Source organism: Pseudomonas sp. Z003-0.4C(8344-21) (genome assembly GCF_900104975.1).
GTDB classification, from domain to species: domain Bacteria; phylum Pseudomonadota; class Gammaproteobacteria; order Pseudomonadales; family Pseudomonadaceae; genus Aquipseudomonas; species Aquipseudomonas granadensis.
On sequence record NZ_LT629756.1, the window covers coordinates 936628 to 955000 of the forward strand.

Here is an 18373-nt window from a genome sequence, read left to right on the forward strand (position 1 = left end):
GCGAGCAGGCTCACTCCTACATTTGGATTGTGTTGAGGCATAAAAAAGCGGCGCCTGCGAGGTCGCCGCTTTTTTGCATCTGCAATTCAGAAGTCGAGCACCACCCCGACATTCAACCCCTGCTGCTTGAAGTCATCATCCTTGCGGAACGTGTACCCGCCGCGCAGCGCCAGATCCGCGGTGAGCTTGTGGCTGACGCCCAGGCTCAGACGGTTCAAGTGGCTGGCCGGTGTGTAGCCTTCCAGGGTGAAGTCATTCGCCGGCAGGGTGTTGAGCGCGATATTGACCTTCTGCACATCGTCTTCGTACTCGCGCTCATGGGCGTATTCGCCGAACACCTGAGTCTGCGCGGTGATGTTGTACTTGCCCTGCAAGCCGAGGCCGAGGCGTTTCGAATCGCGGCTCTGATCGTCGAAGGTCAGTGCCGTGGCGCGGTTGCTTTTCTCTGAGTAGCCGTCGACATCGACGCTGGCGTAGTCGGCGCTGACGAAGGGCGACAAGTGCCACTCGCTGCCCGGCTGGGCAATGTCGTAACCGACGCGGGTGCTGAACGCCCACAGGCTGCCGTCGGTATCGCCTTTTTCGGCAGCTTCGCTGACGCCCAGATCGAACTTGCGCTTGAGGTTGTCGTAGTCGAGTTTGCCGCCGGTCAACGCCGCGTCGGCCCACCAGCGATTCTGCTGGAACTGGGCAAATGCCGTGGCCATGTAGCTGTTGAGTTTGTAGTCCGAGTCGTTATGCCCGGCTTCCAGATTCTGCCGGTACAAACCTGCGGCCACGCCAACACGCCAGGCGTCATTCAAGCGATAGCTGCCACCGACGTTGAGGTTATAACCACTGCCATCGGCGCTGGCGCCGCTGCTTTGGCTGTCGACGTCCAGATGTTGCCCGCCCGCCGAGACAATCGCCCGCCATTGGCCGACCGCTTGCCAGTTTTCCCAATCGGCCTGCCATTGGCTGCGCAGTTCATCCTGGTGCGCGCGCACGGTGGAGTGGGCCATTTCCGGCAGCAGGGTTAGCTCCCACGGCGCCGCGAGCAGCGAATAGGCGTAGTCGGCGATCAGTTTCTGCCCGGACTCGGTCGGGTGTACACCGTCGTTGTAGATCAGTTTGGTCGGATCTGGTGTGGCGCTATTGATCCCGTAACGGGCATTCTCCGGGCAACCGCCGCCACTGAAACAGGTTGCGGTCAGGTTCTGGTCGGTCGCCAGACCGAAGCGCCCCGGATCGGCGAACACTTCCGAGAGCAGCACCGGAATGTTCAGCGGAATGACCTCGGCATTGATGCCCTGCAGGCGCGTCACCAACTGGCTGTTGAACTGGTTGGCAAGGGTGCTGCTGAAGGCTTGCAGCGGCGTACCGTTGAGAGCCGGTGTCAGGCCTACATCGGGCAGGAGCCAGACCATCACATATTTGGCGCCGGCGGTTTGCAGGGTTTGCACACTGTCGGCCAGCCGGTCGGCGGCAGCGTTGGCCTGGGGCAGGCTGAGAATGCGCCCCTGCAGGAAGTCGTTACCGCCACCGGAAATGTAATAGAGCGCATTGGGGTCGGCGCGAAAGCCGTTCGATGGGAGGTAGCCGGGGCGCGTGCGTTCGCCAGTGGCCGACTGGCTGGTGATTGAATCGAGAATCTGGTCAGTGCGATAACCGCCGACCGCCCAGTTGTTGCCGTCCGCCTGACCATTTTCAGCACGTACGGCCGAGCTGGAAGATGCTGTCTGGTCGGGACTGAAGCCCAGGCGTGCGCCGAGCAGTTGGGTGGAATTCAATGAATACACTTCACCGCTGCCGTCCTGATAGACCGGCCCGGTGCGGTTGGTATAACGCTCGGTCGAGCCTGCCGGGCCGCCAGCGTCGGCGAAGGTACCGGCGTCGTTGAGGCTGTCGCCAAATACGATGAAGCTGGAATAAGGGTTTGGCGCTGCATTCGCCTGAGCACAGGCCAGTGCGAGCAGGCATCCGGCCAGCGGTACAAACAACGTCTGTCTGATCATGAGCAAGTCCGTTTATTTATTGTTGTAGGTGAACGAAACGACAGTACCAAAAACTCTCGGCGTTTTGCCATCGGTCGCGAATCGTCTCCTCGTTTTATCTCCCGCAGGCCCCGCCATATTGCACGCTCTGCCCAGCTAAGTTACTGTGCCGGAACGCATGAACGAGACCTTCCCCGTGTTGATCACCAGCAAACTTCTGGATCAAGTCATCAAGGCACACGCCCGCTGGCGTTGGCGCGCCTGAATCTTTTCTGCCGGCCCCGCCGGATCTGTATCGCTTTGCCTTCCTTGCCTGTCTGAAATGCCGCTGTGCCGACGCACCTGACTGCGTCCGACATCGTGCAGCGCCCTGCGGGCAAGTGTTCTGAAGGCTGTTTTCAAATCAGAATTCAAGAGGTTCGACACGCCATGTTGCTGATGATCGACAACTACGACTCCTTTACCTACAACGTTGTGCAATACCTCGGCGAGCTGGGGGCCGAGGTCAAAGTGGTGCGCAACGACGAACTGACCATCGCCGAAATCGAAGCGCTCAACCCCGAGCGCATCGTGGTGTCCCCCGGCCCGTGCACGCCGACCGAAGCCGGCATTTCCATCGATGCGATCAAGCACTTCGCCGGCAAGCTGCCGATTCTCGGTGTCTGCCTTGGCCACCAGTCCATCGGTCAGGCCTTCGGCGGCGACGTAGTGCGGGCGCGGCAAGTGATGCACGGTAAGACTAGCCCGGTATTCCACGAGGACAAGGGCGTATTCAACGGTCTCAACCATCCGCTGACCGTCACCCGCTACCATTCGCTGATCGTCAAGCACGAGAGCTTGCCTGATTGCCTGGAGCTGACCGCGTGGACACAACACGATGACGGTTCGGTTGATGAAATCATGGGCCTGCGTCACAAGACCCTGAACATCGAAGGCGTACAGTTTCACCCCGAGTCGATCCTCACCGAACAGGGCCATGAACTGTTCGCCAACTTCCTCAAACAAACCGGCGGCATGCGCTAAGGACTTTGCATGAATATCAAGACAGCCCTGAGCCGTATCGTCGATCACCTCGACCTCAGCACCGATGAAATGCGCGATGTGATGCGCGAAATCATGACCGGCCAATGCAGCGACGCGCAGATCGGCGCGTTCATGATGGCCATGCGCATGAAAAGCGAGAGCATCGACGAGATCGTCGGCGCCGTGTCGGTCATGCGTGAACTGGCCGATCAGGTTGAACTCAAGACCCTCGACGGCGTGGTCGATGTGGTCGGCACCGGTGGGGACGGCGCGAACATCTTCAACGTGTCGACCGCTTCTTCCTTCGTTGTCGCGGCAGCCGGTTGCACCGTGGCCAAGCACGGCAACCGCGCCGTCTCGGGCAAGAGCGGCAGTGCGGACTTGCTCGAAGCCGCTGGCATCTATCTGAACCTGACGCCGGTACAAGTGGCGCGTTGCATCGACAATGTCGGCATCGGTTTCATGTTTGCCCAGACCCACCACAAAGCCATGAAATACGCTGCCGGCCCGCGCCGCGATCTCGGCCTGCGCACGCTGTTCAACATGCTCGGCCCGCTTACGAATCCGGCCGGAGTGAAGCATCAGGTGGTGGGCGTGTTCACGCAGGCGCTGTGCCGGCCATTGGCTGAAGTCTTGCAGCGTCTGGGCAGCAAGCATGTGCTGGTGGTGCATTCGAAGGATGGGCTGGATGAATTCAGTCTCGCCGCGCCGACGTTTGTCGCCGAACTGAAGAACAACGAAATCACTGAATATTGGGTCGAGCCGGAAGATCTCGGCATGAAGAGCCAGAGCCTGCACGGCCTGTCGGTCGAAGGCCCGGAAGCGTCGCTGGCGCTGATCCGTGATGCCCTCGGCAAGCGCAAAACCGAAAACGGTCAGAAAGCCGCCGAGATGATCGTGCTCAATGCCGGTGCTGCGTTGTACGCCGCCGACCTGGCCAGCAGTTTGAAACAGGGCGTGGAGCTTGCGCACGACGCTTTGCACACCGGCCTCGCTCGGGAGAAACTCGAGGAGCTGGGTGCCTTTACCGCGGTATTCAAAGTGGAGAATGAAGGATGAGTGTACCGACGGTTCTGGAAAAGATTCTCGCCCGCAAAGTCGAGGAAGTGGCCGAGCGTAGCGCCCGCGTCAGCCTCGCCGAGCTGGAGACTCTGGCCAAGTCGGCCGATGCATCCCGTGGTTTCGCCCAGGCGTTGCTGACGCAAGCGAAGAAGAAACAGCCAGCGGTGATTGCCGAGATCAAAAAGGCCTCGCCGAGCAAAGGCGTGATCCGCGAAGACTTCGTTCCCGCCGATATCGCCAAAAGCTACGAGAAGGGCGGGGCGACCTGTCTGTCGGTGCTGACTGACATCGACTATTTCCAGGGCGCCGATGCGTATCTGCAACAGGCCCGTGCCGCGTGCAAGCTACCAGTGATCCGCAAGGATTTCATGATCGACCCGTATCAGATCGTCGAAGCCCGCGCACTGGGCGCGGACTGCGTGCTGCTGATCGTCTCCGCACTGGATGACGTGAAGATGGCCGAACTGGCTGCGGTGGCAAAAAGCGTCGGCCTCGATGTACTGGTGGAAGTGCACGATGGCGATGAGCTCGAACGCGCCTTGAAGACACTCGATACGCCACTGATCGGGGTCAACAACCGCAATCTGCATACCTTCGACGTCAGCCTGGAGACCACGCTGGATCTGCTGCCACGCATTCCCCGAGATCGCCTGGTGATCACCGAGAGCGGCATTCTCAATCGTGCCGATGTCGAGCTGATGGAAATCAGCGACGTGTACGCGTTTCTGGTTGGCGAGGCGTTCATGCGTGCGGAAAGCCCGGGCACCGAGCTGCAGCGTCTGTTCTTCCCGGAGCGTGGCGGCCCGGTAGTCAGCGGCTCGACCCTCGACTGATTCGACGCCATCGCGAGCAGGCTCACTCCTACATTTGGAACGCGTTCCCCTGTAGGAGTGAGCCCGCTCGCGATGAGGCCTTAAAATCCGCTAAAGATGTCTAATCTACCGGAGTCCCGCATGTCGCCGCCAATCCCCCTGACCATCGAAGCCGGCCTGCAAGCCGAGCAAGATCTGTTGGCCTCGGTGTGCGCCGGCGACGCGGAATTCGGTCTGCTGTTCTGGCAACCCAGCGACCGCGCGCTGGTCATGCCGCGCCGCCTCAACCGGTTACCCGGTTTCGACCACGCCTGCGAAGTCTCCGCTGCGGCCGGATGGCCGGTGCTGCTGCGCGAAACCGGCGGCGAGCCGGTCCCGCAATCCGCCGCGACGATCAACATCGCGCTGGTTTACGCGCCGCCGCGCAGCGAGGGCGATCTCAATCGTATCGAAACCGGCTACCGACGTTTGTGCGATCCGATCTGTCAGTTGCTCGATGAATTAGGCGGCACGTCTTCGCTGGGCGAAATTGACGGTGCGTTCTGCGACGGACGCTTCAACGTCAATCTGGATGGACGCAAAATGGTCGGCACCGCGCAGCGCTGGCGTCAGAGTCAGGGCGGCCAGCGTCCGGTCGGGCTGGTGCACGGTGCGATGTTGATGGATGACGAGCGTGAATCGATGGTTGCAGCGGTCAATCGCTTCAACGAGGCCTGCGGCCTGGAGCAACGGGTACGAGCGCAAAGCCACATCGCCCTGCATGAGAAATTCAACGCGCCACAGGCTTTGGCGCGTCTCGATGAACTGTTTCGTCTGATGCTGGCGCAGATCTACAGCACCTGATTTTCAGGATTCAGCGCGTACCGAAGACCACCATGGTCTTGCCTTTCACATCGACCAGGTTGCGTTCTTCCAGATCCTTGAGCACGCGACCGACCATCTCCCGCGAACAACCCACGATCCGCCCGATTTCCTGACGCGTCACCTTGATCTGCATGCCGTCCGGGTGGGTCATGGCGTCCGGTTGCTTGCACAGCTCGAGCAGGCAGCGGGCCACGCGACCGGTGACGTCGAAGAAGGCCAGGTCGCCGACCTTGCGCGTGGTATTGCGCAGGCGTTGTGCGATCTGTCCGCTGAGTACGTAAAGAATGTCCGGGTCCTGCTGCGACAATTCGCGGAACTTGGCGTAGCTGATTTCTGCGGTTTCGCATTCGACCTTGGCCCTTACCCAGGCGCTGCGCTCCTGCTCCTGGCCGGCCTGCTCGAACAGGCCCAGTTCACCAAAGAAATCCCCGGCGTTGAGGTACGCAATGATCATTTCGCGGCCGTCATCGTCCTCGATCAGAATCGTCACCGAGCCTTTGATGATGAAATACAGCGTGTCCGAGCGATCGCCGGCACAGATGATGTTGCTCTTGGCTGCATGGCGACGGCGCTGACAATGCATCAACAACTTGTCGAGATTCTTGATTCTGGATGTGGGGGTAATAGCAACCATGGTTGTATCCCGAAAAGACTGCACGGTGATGTTTGGTTTTTTTATGAGGCGCTGAAGAGGGTCGCTGCAACAGCTGACGAAACGGGCTGACATGGGCGCCAGCGAATTGGCGCCAGCTTAACAGACACTTCGTCGCAAATTCGAGAAATTACCTACAGGCCAGAGGCGTGCGTCCTGGGACGCCGCTCCTGTTGGGGCAAATCGCTGTGCTAAGCTGGCGACCCTTTTTTTACAGTGGAGTCTGGGCGATGAAGGCACGCATCCAATGGGCGGGCGAAGCCATGTTCCTCGGTGAATCCGGTAGCGGTCATGTCGTGGTGATGGACGGTCCGCCGGACGCCGGTGGCCGTAATCTCGGTGTTCGGCCGATGGAGATGCTCCTGCTGGGTGTCGGCGGTTGCAGCAACTTCGACGTGGTCAGCATCCTCAAGAAGTCGCGTCAGGCTGTTGAGAGCTGCGAAGCGTTTCTGGAAGCCGAGCGCGCCACCGAAGATCCCAAGGTCTTTACCAAGATCCACATGCATTTCGTCGTCAAGGGTCGTGGCCTGAAAGAAGCCCAGGTCAAGCGTGCCATCGAGCTGTCCGCCGAGAAGTATTGCTCGGCGTCGATCATGCTCGGTGCGGCTGGCGTGGCGATTACCCACGATTACGAAATCGTCGAACTCGGTTGAACCGACATTCAACTATCATAAAAGCAGTGCAGACTCTGGCGATCCCCCGCTGACGTCTGCATAATGCGCCACTTTTTTCAGGGCAGTGATCGGTCAGCCGACGGGTCATCCGCCTGAACAGACAACCAAAATCGCCATCGCGAAGAGGTGTTAACCGTCCTACGCAGGTGCGTCGTTCGCACTTGACGGGCATGCTTGATCACGCGGCCGGGCCGCATACATAGAGAGTTTTTAACGGTGAAAAGCAAACTCAAGCTCCACGGGTTCAATAACCTGACAAAGACCTTGAGCTTCAACATCTATGACATCTGCTATGCGGAAACCCCGCAAGACCAGCAGGCTTACGTCGAGTACATCAATCAAGAGTACAACGCGAAACGCCTGACGCAGATTCTCACGGAAGTTGTCGAGATCATTGGTGCCAACATCCTGAACATTGCCAGTCAGGACTACGAACCTCAGGGCGCCAGCGTCACGATTCTGATTTCTGAAGAGCCGGTGACCCCGACTGACAGTCAGATCGAAGAATCGCCGGGCCCGTTGCCCGAAATTATCCTGGCCCACCTCGACAAGAGTCACATCACGGTGCACACCTACCCGGAGATTCATCCGGACGACGGTATTGCAACTTTCCGTGTGGACATCGACGTGTCGACCTGTGGGGTCATTTCACCGCTTAAAGCGCTCAACTTCCTCATTCACCAGTTCGATTCGGACATCGTGACTGTGGATTATCGTGTGCGCGGCTTCACCCGTGACGTTGAAGGCAACAAGCACTTCATCGACCACGAGATCAACTCGATCCAGAACTACTTATCCGAAGACACCCGCGACGCGTACCAGATGACCGACGTGAACGTGTATCAGGAAAATCTGTTCCACACCAAAATGCTGTTGAAGAACTTCGAACTGGACAACTACCTGTTCGGCGACGCCACCAGCAATCTGTCCCCTGAGCAGCGTGCTCAAGTGACCGACCGGGTGAAACACGAAATGCTCGAGATCTTCTACGCACGCAACATGCCTGCGTAAGATTCCCAGGCACAAAAAAGGCGACTCCCTCACGGCAGTCGCCTTTTTCATGTCCGAAGCACAGCCCCCTTTAGGCGCGAGCCTGCTCGCGAAGGGGCCATCAGCCGCAATACCTGTCTCAAATTCGATAAGTACTCTTGGTCATCACCTTGGCCAGGATACTCATCCCGAATTTCACCGGCGCCGGAAAGCGAAAACCACCTGCATCCAGCGCACTCTCCGCATGATGTTCTTCATCGATGCGCATCTGCTCCAGAATCGCCCGGGACTTCTCGTCCTCGGCTGGCAGTTGCTCAAGGTGTTCGTTCAGATGCTTGCACACCTGATGCTCGGTCGCCGCGACAAAACCGAGGCTGACCTTGTCGCTGATCAGCCCGGCAACCGCACCGATCCCGAACGACATGCCATAAAACAACGGATTCAGCACGCTGGTATGGCTGCCTAACTGATGAATACGCTGTTCGCACCAGACCAGGTGATCGATCTCTTCTTCGGCCGCATGCTCCATGGCCTCGCGTACCTGCGGCAGTTTGGCGGTCAGCGCCTGCCCTTGGTACAGCGCTTGGGCGCAGACCTCGCCGGTGTGGTTGATGCGCATCAGGCCGGCGACGTGGCGGGTGTCTTCGTCGCTCATTGGCGTGTCCGGCTGCAGGAGGGCCGGTGACGGGCGGTACGGCTGACCACTGAAGGGCAGCAAAGTCCGCATTGCGGCATCGGCTTGCAGCAGAAGACGGTCAATCGGCGAGTAGTGACGTTGGGTAGTCATGCTGACCTCCGGGAAAAATCTCGACGGCCAGTTTAACCGAATCAGCCGGCGAAGGTTTGCGTTGGGTCATTGGTCGCGCGGGCAGGCTTTATGTGGGAGCGAGCCTGCTCGCGAAAGCGGACTGTCTGGTATTCAAATGTCGAATGTACCCAAGCCTTCGCGAGCAGGCTCCCACAGGTTTTGCCGTCAATCAGCCCGGCGGCCAGTTCATTTGGCGCTGACCCAGTACATGCATATGAATGTGATAGACAGTCTGCCCACCGAGTTCATTGCAATTCATCACCACGCGGAAACCTTCCTCGCAGCCCAGCTCCAGCGCCAGGCGTTGCGCGGTGAACAGGATGTGCCCGGCCAGTGCCTTGTCGTCTTCGGTCAGGTCGTTGAGGGTGCGCACCGGTTTCTTCGGGATCACCAGGAAATGCACCGGTGCCTGTGGAGCGATGTCGTGGAACGCCAGAACCTGGTCGTCCTCGTAAATGATCTTCGCCGGAATCTCCCGGTTGATGATCTTGGTGAACAGAGTATCCACTGCTGTTTCTCCGTTGTAGGGGCTGAGTCGAGTGTACCGCGTTGAATTCGGAATTTTCAGCGCGGGCAATAAGCTTTGTTGACCATGCCAACGATGGTCCGGTTGAGCCAGCGCGAGCCGAACCGCGGCAAAAAGGCCAGCCAGCGGTTACGTCGTCCCGGAATGATGATCGCGCGGTTCTTTTCGAGGGCGCGCACGGTGTACAGCGCGACTTCTTCGGGGCTCATCAGCTTTGCGCTGTCTTCGAGTTTTTCACCGTTGAGCTGTGCCGTCCGGAAAAATGCCGTGCGTGTCGGGCCAGGGCAGAGTACCGAAACCTTTACCGCGCTTTGTTTGAGTTCAACGCGCAAGGCTTCGGAGAAGTTCAGGACATAAGCCTTGCTTGCGTAGTAAGTGCTCATCCACGGACCGGGGCTGAAAGCCGCCACCGAGGCGACATTGAGGATCTGCCCGCCACCCTGCAGCGCCATGCTGTTGCCAATGGCGTGGCAGAGGCGGGTGAGGGCGAGGATGTTCACCTCGATCAGATCCTGCTCGGTCATCCAGTCTTGCGCAAGGAACGGGCCGCAAGTACCGATGCCGGCGCAATTGACCAGCAAATCGATCTGGCGGTCGCCTTCCTCTAGCTCCAGCAGGAAACCGGACAGGCGCAACGGTTCGCCGAGATCGCAGGCGCGAAACAGCACTTCGACGCCAAAGCGTTGAGTCAACTCCAGAGCAATACTTTCCAGCTGATCACGCTGTCGAGCCACCAGAATCAGGCTGCGGCCGCGGCGGGCCAGCGCTTCGGCCATGGCCAGGCCGATGCCGCTGGAAGCGCCAGTGATCAGAGCGTAACGGGTCATGCAATTCTCCATCGCAACAGCTCCGCGCCGGCGACGCGGGTGTCACGGCGGGGAGCGCTGTTCATTCTTGCGCAGAGTCTACAGGGGGCTGCGCCGCTTCGGCTGCATCGTCACTGGAAATCACGGGCGGTTCGACCTCCACGTCGATCTCGTCGGTGGTCACCGAACCGCTCTCGTAGCTGCTTTCCAGATTGCTCTCATATTCCTGCTGGATAGCCGAAATACCACCGAGCATTCCACCGACGAAGAGCAGCGCGAAGAACACGATCCACAGCGAACACAGGACTTTGACGGCGGTGCTGTTGGGTGGCGGCGGTGGCCCGTAACGGTTGGCACCGGTGTTGCCCGGCACGACCATGATCACCAGCGGAAAGAAGCTGCCCACGAACGGCACCAGGTTCAGCAGCCAGAGCCAGCCAGACCAGCCAATGTCATGCAGACGCTGGACGCTGAACAGGATACTGACAATCAAGAATGCGACGAACAGGAAGAAAGCGAGAATCCCGCCAATGATCAGGCCGGTGGTGGAATCTCCCGCGACCAGCCCCAGAGCCATCAGGGCAAACACGCCGACAATCGGCAGCGTCACCAGGCTCAGGACCATTGTCCACGCGAGAAAACGCAGGCGGCCAATCCGCCCTTCGAAGCTGAACGGTTTGAGTGTGGCGAACGCCGGCAGATTTTCAGCGACGCTGGCGCGCGGTGGTGCGTAAGGTGAGTCGGGTTCCGCCAAGGCCGCGGATTGCTCGTGGACGTCGGACAGGTTCAGGTCGATGACGGTTTCGGTTTCGATCCGCGCATCGATGCCGGTCTTGTTCAGCGCCTGCAGATAGGTCTGCGCATCACTGTGCGACAAGTCACGCTTGAGGGCGACGGTGCGGCCAGTGAACAGACGCTCGATGCCGGCAACATCGCTTTTGAACAGATCCGCCAGATTGAGTTTGGCAGTGGTGAGATCGACACCGGGCTGCAGAGCGCCATCGAAGACGATCTTGTAACGGGGTTCGCTCATGGTCGAGGCATCCTTGTCGCGAGTTGTTTGAAAGGTCAGCAGTGTAAGGCCAGCCAACGGCGCTGGCCCGGTTTTTTCTCAGCGTGGCCAGCGGCTCGGTAGCTGTGCTGCGCGACTCTGCGCCTGGCGGTATTCGGCGTCCAGTCGTGCAATCAATTGATCGACTGTCGGCAAGTCGTCGATCTGCCCCACGCCCTGGCCGGCCGACCACACGGTTTTCCAGGCTTTGGCTTCGTCGCTGATCGGCTTGAGCTTGTCGCCGAAATTCACTTCGCCTTTACCTTGCAGGGCGGCCATATCGAAACCGGCCGCTTCCAGGCTCTGGCGCATGAAACTGGCCGGTACTCCCGACACCGCTGGAGTATGGATGATGTCCGAGGCCTTGGCTGTCAGCAGCATCTGCTTGTAAGCGTCAGGCGCATGACTTTCGCTGGTGCCGATAAATCGCGTACCGAAGTAGGCTAAATCCGCACCGAGCAGTTGGGCAGCGAGAATCTCATGGCCGTGGTTCAAACATCCTGCAAGCAGCAGCGTCTTGTCGAAGAACTGGCGGATTTCGGCGACCAGTGCAAAAGGGCTCCAGGTCCCGGCATGCCCGCCGGCGCCGGCTGCGACAGCGATCAAACCATCGACCCCGGCTTCGGCAGCTTTCTCGGCATGCCGGCGTGTTGTCACATCGTGGAACACCAGGCCGCCATAGCTGTGCACTGCGTCGACCAGTTCCTTCACCGCACCGAGGCTGGTGATTACGATCGGCACCTTGTGCTCGACGCAGATATTCAGGTCAGCCTGCAACCGTGGATTGCTGTTATGGACGATCAGGTTCACTGCATACGGCGCCGGGTTTTCCAGTGCGGCCAGTCCCGCCTCGATCTCTTCCAGCCAGGCCTTGAAACCACTGCTTTCGCGCTGGTTTAACGCGGGAAAGCTGCCCACCACGCCGTTGCGGCAGCAGGCGAGCACCAGTTGCGGATTGGATATCAGGAACATCGGCGCAGCCACCACAGGCAGACGCAGACGTTGTTCGAGCAAAGCGGGCAGCGACATTGGAGTACCCCGAAATGGTGTAGTTATCGAAACTAGAACGGCCGGACCACGACCAGAATGACGATAGCCAGCAATAGCAGAACCGGCACTTCATTGAACCAGCGATAAAAGACATGGCTGCGGGTGTTTTCGCCACGGGCGAAGCGTTTGACCTGCGCGCCACACATGTGGTGGTAACCGATCAGCAGCACGACCAGGGTCAGTTTGGCGTGGATCCAGCCGCCTTGACTGAAGATCGTCGGGTTGAGGTAAATCAGCCAGCCGCCAAAGATCAGGGTGGCAATCATCGCCGGGCCCATGATGCCCCGATACAACTTGCGCTCCATGACGCTGAAGCGCTCCTTGCTGATCGTGTCTTCGCTTTGCGCGTGATAAACGAACAATCGCGGCAGGTAGAACAGCCCGGCGAACCAGCAGACGACACTGACGATATGCAACGCTTTGATCCACAGATAGAGCATTTTGGTTATTCCCTCATTCACGGTAAGCCAGATAGTAGAGGCTTGAGCGTCCGCACGTCACCTTGACGGTTGTCGCAGGGGCGTGCGGCCCCTATCATCGACGGCTTTCCAGTGGTTTCGTTGAGGGCAGGTTTATGGTCAAGGTCGGTATCGTCGGCGGCACGGGTTACACCGGTGTCGAACTGCTGCGTCTGTTGGCACAGCATCCGCAGGCAGAAGTGGTCGTCATCACTTCCCGATCCGAGGCCGGTCTGGCCGTGGCTGACATGTACCCGAACCTGCGCGGCCACTACGACGGCCTGGCGTTCAGCGTGCCGGACGTGAAAACCCTCGGTGCTTGCGACGTGGTGTTCTTCGCCACCCCGCACGGTGTTGCGCACGCATTGGCAGGTGAGTTGCTGGCGGCGGGCACCAAGGTCATCGACCTGTCGGCAGACTTCCGACTGCAGGACGCCGAAGAATGGGCCAAGTGGTACGGCCAGCCTCACGGCGCACCGGAATTGCTGGATGAAGCGGTCTACGGTCTGCCGGAAGTCAATCGCGAGCAGATCAAAAAAGCACGTCTGATTGCGGTGCCGGGTTGCTATCCAACCGCGACGCAACTGGGTTTCCTGCCATTGCTGGAAGCCGGGCTGGCTGACGCTTCGCGCCTGATCGCCGACTGCAAATCCGGTGTCAGCGGTGCCGGCCGTGGTGCGGCTGTAGGCTCGCTGTACTCCGAAACGTCGGAAAGCATGAAGGCGTATGCGGTGAAAGGTCACCGTCACCTGCCGGAAATTCGCCAGGGCCTGCGTCGTGCGGCGGGCAAGGAGGTCGGTCTGACATTCGTCCCGCATCTGACTCCGATGATCCGTGGCATCCACTCCACGCTTTACGCGACCGTGGTTGATCGTTCGGTGGATCTGCAAGCGCTGTTCGAAAAACGCTATGCCAACGAACCGTTCGTCGATGTGATGCCGGCCGGCAGCCATCCCGAAACCCGTAGCGTGCGTGGCGCCAATGTCTGCCGCATCGCGGTGCACCGTCCTCAGGATGGTGACCTGGTGGTAGTGCTGTCGGTCATCGACAATCTGGTTAAAGGCGCGTCGGGGCAGGCAGTGCAGAACATGAACATCCTGTTTGGCCTGGACGAACGCTTTGGTTTGTCCCACGCCGGCATGCTGCCCTGAAAGCAGCTGCGAGCTATAAGCCGCAAGCTTGAAGCTCAGCGCTTGAAGCTTGCCGCCGCTCCTCTAATAGTTGACCAATTTTCTAGGACAAGCGGATAATGCGCGTCATCACGCATTATGGCGGCGTAACGCCGGGAGAAAGTCAGCATGAGCGTCGAATCCTTCACCCCCACGGCTTTGCAATTCACTCAAGGTGCTGCGCACAAGGTGAAGAGCCTGGTCGATGAAGAGGGGAATGATCGCTTGAAGCTGCGCGTATTCGTTACGGGCGGCGGTTGTTCAGGGTTTCAATACGGTTTCACCTTCGATGAAGATGTGGCCGATGACGACACCATCGTCGAGCGCGAAGGCGTGAGTCTGGTGGTCGATCCGATGAGCTTCCAGTACCTGGCCGGTGCGGAAGTGGATTACCAGGAAGGTCTGGAAGGTTCGCGGTTCGTGATCAAGAACCCGAACGCCACCACCACGTGTGGTTGCGGGTCGTCGTTCTCGATCTGATAGCAGCGTCTTTACAGCGTTTTCGCTTCGCATACTGAAACGCCGCAGAGCCTCACGGTTCTGCGGCGTTTTTTGTTGTCTCGCGATTCACTCAGGCCGGATAGATCGCGCCAAGCACTCGGAGGCCGCGGGCACCGGTGACGCTCGGACGGTTGGCGGCGATACCTTCGAGGCAGCAATGAGCCAGCCAGGCGAACGCCATCGCTTCGACCCAGTCAGGATCAACGCCGTGGCTGGCGGTACTGGCGACGGTGGTGTCGGGTAGCAGCGCTGCCAATCGTGTCATTAAAGCCGAGTTATGTGCACCGCCGCCGCAGACCAGCAACTCCTGTGTATTGGCTTGAGCGCTTTGCAGCGAGGTGACGATGGTTACGGCGCTCAGTTCAAGCAGTGTGGCCTGCACGTTCTCCGCAGCAAACGCGGGAAAACGTGAAAGGTGTTGTTCAAGCCAGGGCAGGTTGAATACCTCGCGCCCGGTGCTTTTCGGTCCTTGGGTGATGAAGAACGGATCGCTGAGCAGGGCTTCCAGCAATTGAGGTTCAATAGTGCCTGTCTTCGCCCAATCGCCATTGCGGTCGTAGTTTTCGCCGCGTTGCTGCTGAATCCAGGCGTCCATCAGGACATTCCCCGGGCCACAGTCGAAACCGGCTACAGGCCTGGTCGGCTCGATCAGACTCAAATTGCTGAAACCGCCGACATTCAAGACTGCCTGATTGCCAGTACGCTCTTCGAACAAAGCCTCATGAAAGGCCGGCACCAGCGGTGCACCCTGGCCGCCGGCCGCGACGTCGCGGCTACGGAAGTCACTGACGACCGTGATGCCGGTCAGTTCGGTGAGCAGGGCCGGGTTGCCGATCTGCACCGTAAAACCGCGCGCCGGTTCATGGCGAATGGTCTGGCCGTGACTGCCGATCGCACGAATGGCTTCAGGTTTGAGGTGCTGGTTGCTCAGTAGCGCGTGTACACCCTGCGCGGCGAGCTTCACCCAGTGTTGCTGGGCGATGGCCGAGCGGGCAATTTCGTCAGGGCCGCTGGCGCACAAGCCAAGCAGCTCGGCGCGCAGGGAGTCGGGCATGGGGATGTAGTGGGTGGCGACCAATCTGATCGCCGAGGTCTGCTCGATCAGGGCAATGTCCAGCCCGTCGAGACTGGTTCCGGACATTACCCCGATATACAAGGCCATGATTTAACGCTTGCTCGAGGCCAGCATGGTGGCCTTTTCTTGGTCCATGCGTGCCATCAATGGCTGACTCTGAGCCAGGAACCGCGCTCGTTCCGACTTGGCAATCGGGTCCGCCATTGGCAGTTTCTGGCCCAGTGGATCGACGTGCACACCGTTGACCTGGAACTCGTAGTGCAAGTGCGGACCGGTCGACAGGCCCGTGGTGCCGATGTAGCCAATCACCTGACCTTGCTTGACGGTACCGCCGGTTTTCACGCCCTTGGCAAAACCTTGCATGTGACCGTACAGCGTACGGTAGGTGTTGCCGTGCTGAATGATCACTGTGTTGCCGTAACCGCCGCGGCGGCCGGCGAGCAGCACTTTACCGTCACCGGCAGCCTTGATTGGCGTACCGCGTGGCGCTGCGTAGTCAACGCCTTTGTGGGCGCGGATCTTGTTGAGGATCGGGTGCTTGCGGCCCATCGAGAACTTGGAGCTGATACGAGCGAAGTCCACCGGAGTGCGAATGAACGCCTTGCGCATGCTGTTGCCATCGGCGGTGTAATAGCTGCTGTTGCCTTGCTTGTTGGTGTAACGCACGGCGGTGTAGGTCTTGCCGCGGTTGGTAAAGCGAGCCGAGAGGATCGGACCGTTGCCGACTGCTTTGCCGTTGACCACTTTCTGCTCGTAGATCACATCGAATTCGTCGCCCTGACGGATGTCTTGGGCGAAGTCGACGTCATAGCCGAAAACACTGGCCATATCCATGGTCAGGCTGTGCGACAGGCCCGCACGAGCTGCGGATTGCGACAGCGAGCTGTTGATCACGCCGTGAACATACGCGGTACGAACGGTCGGCTTTGCGGTGACGCGACTGAACGCGTAGCCCTTGTCATTTCGGGTAAGGGTGATGGTTTCGACGTCGCTGACCTTGCTGTGCAGGCTGGTCAACTGGCCGTCCGGACTCAATTCGAATTCAAGCTTCTGGCCACGCTTGAGCTGGCTGAATTGTTTGGCTTGTTTGTCGCTGGCCAATACTTCATGCACAGAGGCGCCTGGCAAACCGACCTTTTCGAACAGCGTGGACAGCGTATCGCCCTTGGCTACAACGACTTCGCGATGGCCTGGGGCTTTTACTTTTTCTTCAACTGTAGGTGCAGGGGCAGGGGCGGCATCCGCGGTTTGTGCGGTGCTGTCGTCAGTGTTTTCGATTTGCGCAAACGGCGATGCGACGGGTTCATTTGTGGCTTGAGCCGCGTCAGCAGCGTCTTGATCTTGTGTCAGTTGTTCAGCAGGACTTTCCAGTTCAAGGCTCAGGGTCGTCTTTTTGGCTTCTACATCACTGGAAGGGAATACCAGGAGCGCCAGGCTGAGAAGGGCGGCGATTCCACTTGCTGCAAGCAGGTGGGTCTTCGGGTAAAGCGGGGGCGCTTTAGACGGTTCTGTGGTCATAGGTAATTTTGACTTTGAAAAATGATGAATTGGAAAAGATGAATGACATGATGAAGATGAAATAACTGTATAAAATATAACCAAATCATCTCTGAAGCAAGTCTACAGACAGTGAGTCTGTGGATTGGTGGCCGTGCGCCGGGCAAAACTTGTAATTGGTGCGCGATATTGTATGGTTGGTTCCCTTTGAATCTGAGCCTTGCGGGTCTGTTATGAAGTCGGTTGAAGAGCAGCTAGCGCTGATAAAACGTGGTGCGGAAGAACTACTGGTCGAGTCCGAGCTGATCGAGAAGCTCAAGCGCGGCCAGCCGCTGCGTATCAAGGCTGGTTTCGATCCGACCGCGCCGGATCTGCATCTGGGCCACACCGTGCTTATTAATAAGCTGCGTCAGTTCCAGGAACTGGGGCATCAGGTGATCTTCCTTATCGGTGATTTCACCGGGATGATCGGTGATCCGAGTGGCAAGAGCGCTACACGCCCGCCGTTGACTCGCGAGCAGGTTCTGGAAAACGCCGAGACGTACAAGACTCAGGTGTTCAAGATTCTCGATCCGGCGAAAACCGAAGTCGCGTTCAACTCTACCTGGATGGATCAGATGGGGCCGGCGGATTTCATTCGTCTGACTTCGCAATACACGGTCGCACGCATGCTCGAGCGCGATGACTTCGACAAGCGCTACACCACCAACCAGCCTATCGCTATTCATGAGTTCCTCTATCCGCTGGTGCAGGGTTACGACTCGGTGGCTCTGCGTGCGGATGTCGAGCTGGGCGGTACCGATCAGAAATTCAATTTGCTAATGGGGCGCGAGCTGCAACGTGGTTATGGTCAGGAGGCTCAATGCATTCTGACCATGCCGTTGCTCGAGGGGCTGGATGGCGTGAAGAAGATGTCCAAATCGTTGGGCAATTACGTCGGTATCCAGGAAGCGCCGGGTGTCATGTACAGCAAGCTGGTTTCGATTCCGGATGCGCTGATGTGGCGCTACTTCGAGCTGCTCAGCTTCCGTTCGATGGATGAAATCAATGCATTGCGAGCTGATGTCGAGGCGGGTGCCAATCCGCGTGACGTCAAAATCAAGCTGGCTGAAGAAATCGTCGCGCGTTTCCATGGTGAAGAGGCTGCGGCCAATGCTCACCGTGCTGCAGGTAACCGCATGAAGGATGGCGAGCTGCCGGATGACTTGCCGGAGATCGAAATGGCTTCCGCTGAGGATATGCCGATTGCCGCTGTCCTTAATAAGGCAGGGCTGGTGAAGAACTCGGCGGCTGCGCGTGACCTCCTGGCGTCTGGCGGTGTTCGCGTTGATGGTGAAGTGGTTGATCGCTCCTTTATATATGCACTGGGTGCGACCCACGTT

At 58.9% G+C, this 18373-nt stretch carries 19 protein-coding genes (1 of these 19 cut by a window edge); 9 read left to right on the forward strand and 10 right to left on the reverse strand.

Features of this window, described 5'->3' with window-relative positions:
• Positions 1-86 precede the first annotated feature (86 nt).
• Positions 87-1994 carry an esterase EstP gene (gene estP, locus BLU24_RS04300; protein ID WP_093097817.1) on the reverse strand — a complete coding sequence of 636 codons (1908 nt, stop codon included), beginning with the start codon at positions 1992-1994 and terminating at the stop codon, positions 87-89.
• Positions 1995-2402: 408 nt separating this feature from the next.
• Here estP and BLU24_RS04305 point away from each other — a divergent pair, with 408 nt between their 5' ends.
• The 4 genes from BLU24_RS04305 (at position 2403) to BLU24_RS04320 (ending at position 5713) form a co-directional block, all read left to right on the forward strand.
• Positions 2403-2996, forward strand: a complete 594-nt coding sequence (locus BLU24_RS04305) for an aminodeoxychorismate/anthranilate synthase component II (protein WP_090286811.1) — start codon at positions 2403-2405, stop codon at positions 2994-2996.
• Positions 2997-3005: 9 nt separating this feature from the next.
• Positions 3006-4055 (forward strand): anthranilate phosphoribosyltransferase, encoded by a 1050-nt coding sequence (trpD, locus tag BLU24_RS04310; RefSeq protein WP_090286810.1) that lies wholly within the window; start codon positions 3006-3008, stop codon positions 4053-4055.
• Complete coding sequence (gene trpC, locus BLU24_RS04315; RefSeq protein ID WP_093097820.1) at positions 4052-4891, forward strand: indole-3-glycerol phosphate synthase TrpC; 840 nt, start codon at positions 4052-4054, stop codon at positions 4889-4891. Before trpD ends, trpC begins: the two co-directional genes overlap by 4 nt.
• 120 nt (positions 4892-5011) lie before the next feature.
• Positions 5012-5713, forward strand: coding sequence for a lipoate--protein ligase family protein (locus BLU24_RS04320; RefSeq protein WP_093097822.1), 702 nt, complete (start codon positions 5012-5014; stop codon positions 5711-5713).
• A gap of 10 nt (positions 5714-5723) precedes the next feature.
• Here the strand turns inward: BLU24_RS04320 and crp are convergent, their stop codons facing one another.
• Positions 5724-6368 carry a cAMP-activated global transcriptional regulator CRP gene (gene crp / locus BLU24_RS04325; protein WP_093097824.1) on the reverse strand — a complete coding sequence of 215 codons (645 nt, stop codon included), beginning with the start codon at positions 6366-6368 and terminating at the stop codon, positions 5724-5726.
• 248 nt (positions 6369-6616) lie between these two features.
• On the opposite strand from crp, the gene BLU24_RS04330 reads away from it, so the two are divergent.
• Positions 6617-7039, forward strand: coding sequence for an OsmC family protein (locus tag BLU24_RS04330; protein ID WP_003228794.1), 423 nt, complete (start codon positions 6617-6619; stop codon positions 7037-7039).
• A 237-nt stretch (positions 7040-7276) separates the two neighbouring features.
• Complete coding sequence (gene speD / locus BLU24_RS04335) at positions 7277-8071, forward strand: adenosylmethionine decarboxylase (protein WP_090286802.1); 795 nt, start codon at positions 7277-7279, stop codon at positions 8069-8071.
• A 118-nt stretch (positions 8072-8189) separates the two neighbouring features.
• Here speD and coq7 read toward each other — a convergent pair whose 3' ends face one another.
• From coq7 to hemJ, 6 genes are all read right to left on the reverse strand, one after another.
• The gene (coq7, locus tag BLU24_RS04340; RefSeq protein WP_090286800.1) at positions 8190-8837 is read right to left on the reverse strand and encodes a 2-polyprenyl-3-methyl-6-methoxy-1,4-benzoquinone monooxygenase; all 648 of its coding nucleotides are present in this window, start codon (positions 8835-8837) and stop codon (positions 8190-8192) included.
• Positions 8838-9027: 190 nt separating this feature from the next.
• Positions 9028-9366 carry a histidine triad nucleotide-binding protein gene (locus tag BLU24_RS04345; protein WP_017128660.1) on the reverse strand — a complete coding sequence of 113 codons (339 nt, stop codon included), beginning with the start codon at positions 9364-9366 and terminating at the stop codon, positions 9028-9030.
• Between the two features lie 56 nt (positions 9367-9422).
• Positions 9423-10211, reverse strand: a complete 789-nt coding sequence (locus BLU24_RS04350; RefSeq protein WP_093097827.1) for an SDR family NAD(P)-dependent oxidoreductase — start codon at positions 10209-10211, stop codon at positions 9423-9425.
• Positions 10212-10272: 61 nt separating this feature from the next.
• Positions 10273-11223, reverse strand: a complete 951-nt coding sequence (locus tag BLU24_RS04355) for a DUF805 domain-containing protein (protein ID WP_093097830.1) — start codon at positions 11221-11223, stop codon at positions 10273-10275.
• A 78-nt stretch (positions 11224-11301) separates the two neighbouring features.
• Positions 11302-12270 carry an NAD(P)H-dependent flavin oxidoreductase gene (locus tag BLU24_RS04360; RefSeq protein WP_093097832.1) on the reverse strand — a complete coding sequence of 323 codons (969 nt, stop codon included), beginning with the start codon at positions 12268-12270 and terminating at the stop codon, positions 11302-11304.
• Positions 12271-12302: 32 nt separating this feature from the next.
• Complete coding sequence (hemJ, locus tag BLU24_RS04365) at positions 12303-12731, reverse strand: protoporphyrinogen oxidase HemJ (RefSeq protein ID WP_090286791.1); 429 nt, start codon at positions 12729-12731, stop codon at positions 12303-12305.
• A gap of 134 nt (positions 12732-12865) precedes the next feature.
• On the opposite strand from hemJ, the gene argC reads away from it, so the two are divergent.
• Both argC and erpA read left to right on the forward strand, forming a co-directional pair.
• Complete coding sequence (gene argC, locus BLU24_RS04370; protein ID WP_093097834.1) at positions 12866-13900, forward strand: N-acetyl-gamma-glutamyl-phosphate reductase; 1035 nt, start codon at positions 12866-12868, stop codon at positions 13898-13900.
• 147 nt (positions 13901-14047) lie between these two features.
• Positions 14048-14398 carry an iron-sulfur cluster insertion protein ErpA gene (gene erpA / locus BLU24_RS04375; protein WP_007918905.1) on the forward strand — a complete coding sequence of 117 codons (351 nt, stop codon included), beginning with the start codon at positions 14048-14050 and terminating at the stop codon, positions 14396-14398.
• Between the two features lie 91 nt (positions 14399-14489).
• Here erpA and BLU24_RS04380 read toward each other — a convergent pair whose 3' ends face one another.
• Both BLU24_RS04380 and BLU24_RS04385 read right to left on the reverse strand, forming a co-directional pair.
• Positions 14490-15581 (reverse strand): anhydro-N-acetylmuramic acid kinase, encoded by a 1092-nt coding sequence (locus BLU24_RS04380; protein WP_093097835.1) that lies wholly within the window; start codon positions 15579-15581, stop codon positions 14490-14492.
• 3 nt (positions 15582-15584) lie between these two features.
• Positions 15585-17012, reverse strand: a complete 1428-nt coding sequence (locus BLU24_RS04385) for a peptidoglycan DD-metalloendopeptidase family protein (RefSeq protein ID WP_093097836.1) — start codon at positions 17010-17012, stop codon at positions 15585-15587.
• Positions 17013-17224: 212 nt separating this feature from the next.
• On the opposite strand from BLU24_RS04385, the gene tyrS reads away from it, so the two are divergent.
• A protein-coding gene (gene tyrS, locus BLU24_RS04390) for a tyrosine--tRNA ligase (RefSeq protein WP_093097837.1) crosses the window boundary here: on the forward strand, positions 17225-18373 show its 5' portion. 51 nt of this gene lie beyond the right edge of the window; 1149 of the gene's 1200 nt are visible here — the first part of the coding sequence; it begins with the start codon at positions 17225-17227; its stop codon lies beyond the right edge, outside the window.

Coding starts and splice junctions, on each gene's coding strand:
- estP (WP_093097817.1), bottom strand. CDS start 1,994: ATGATCAGACAGACGTTGTTTGTACCGCTGGCCGGATGCCTGCTCGCA.
- BLU24_RS04305 (WP_090286811.1), top strand. CDS start 2,403: ATGTTGCTGATGATCGACAACTACGACTCCTTTACCTACAACGTTGTG.
- trpD (WP_090286810.1), top strand. CDS start 3,006: ATGAATATCAAGACAGCCCTGAGCCGTATCGTCGATCACCTCGACCTC.
- trpC (WP_093097820.1), top strand. CDS start 4,052: ATGAGTGTACCGACGGTTCTGGAAAAGATTCTCGCCCGCAAAGTCGAG.
- BLU24_RS04320 (WP_093097822.1), top strand. CDS start 5,012: ATGTCGCCGCCAATCCCCCTGACCATCGAAGCCGGCCTGCAAGCCGAG.
- crp (WP_093097824.1), bottom strand. CDS start 6,368: ATGGTTGCTATTACCCCCACATCCAGAATCAAGAATCTCGACAAGTTG.
- BLU24_RS04330 (WP_003228794.1), top strand. CDS start 6,617: ATGAAGGCACGCATCCAATGGGCGGGCGAAGCCATGTTCCTCGGTGAA.
- coq7 (WP_090286800.1), bottom strand. CDS start 8,837: ATGACTACCCAACGTCACTACTCGCCGATTGACCGTCTTCTGCTGCAA.
- BLU24_RS04350 (WP_093097827.1), bottom strand. CDS start 10,211: ATGACCCGTTACGCTCTGATCACTGGCGCTTCCAGCGGCATCGGCCTG.
- BLU24_RS04355 (WP_093097830.1), bottom strand. CDS start 11,223: ATGAGCGAACCCCGTTACAAGATCGTCTTCGATGGCGCTCTGCAGCCC.
- BLU24_RS04360 (WP_093097832.1), bottom strand. CDS start 12,270: ATGTCGCTGCCCGCTTTGCTCGAACAACGTCTGCGTCTGCCTGTGGTG.
- hemJ (WP_090286791.1), bottom strand. CDS start 12,731: ATGCTCTATCTGTGGATCAAAGCGTTGCATATCGTCAGTGTCGTCTGC.
- argC (WP_093097834.1), top strand. CDS start 12,866: ATGGTCAAGGTCGGTATCGTCGGCGGCACGGGTTACACCGGTGTCGAA.
- erpA (WP_007918905.1), top strand. CDS start 14,048: ATGAGCGTCGAATCCTTCACCCCCACGGCTTTGCAATTCACTCAAGGT.
- BLU24_RS04380 (WP_093097835.1), bottom strand. CDS start 15,581: ATGGCCTTGTATATCGGGGTAATGTCCGGAACCAGTCTCGACGGGCTG.
- BLU24_RS04385 (WP_093097836.1), bottom strand. CDS start 17,012: ATGACCACAGAACCGTCTAAAGCGCCCCCGCTTTACCCGAAGACCCAC.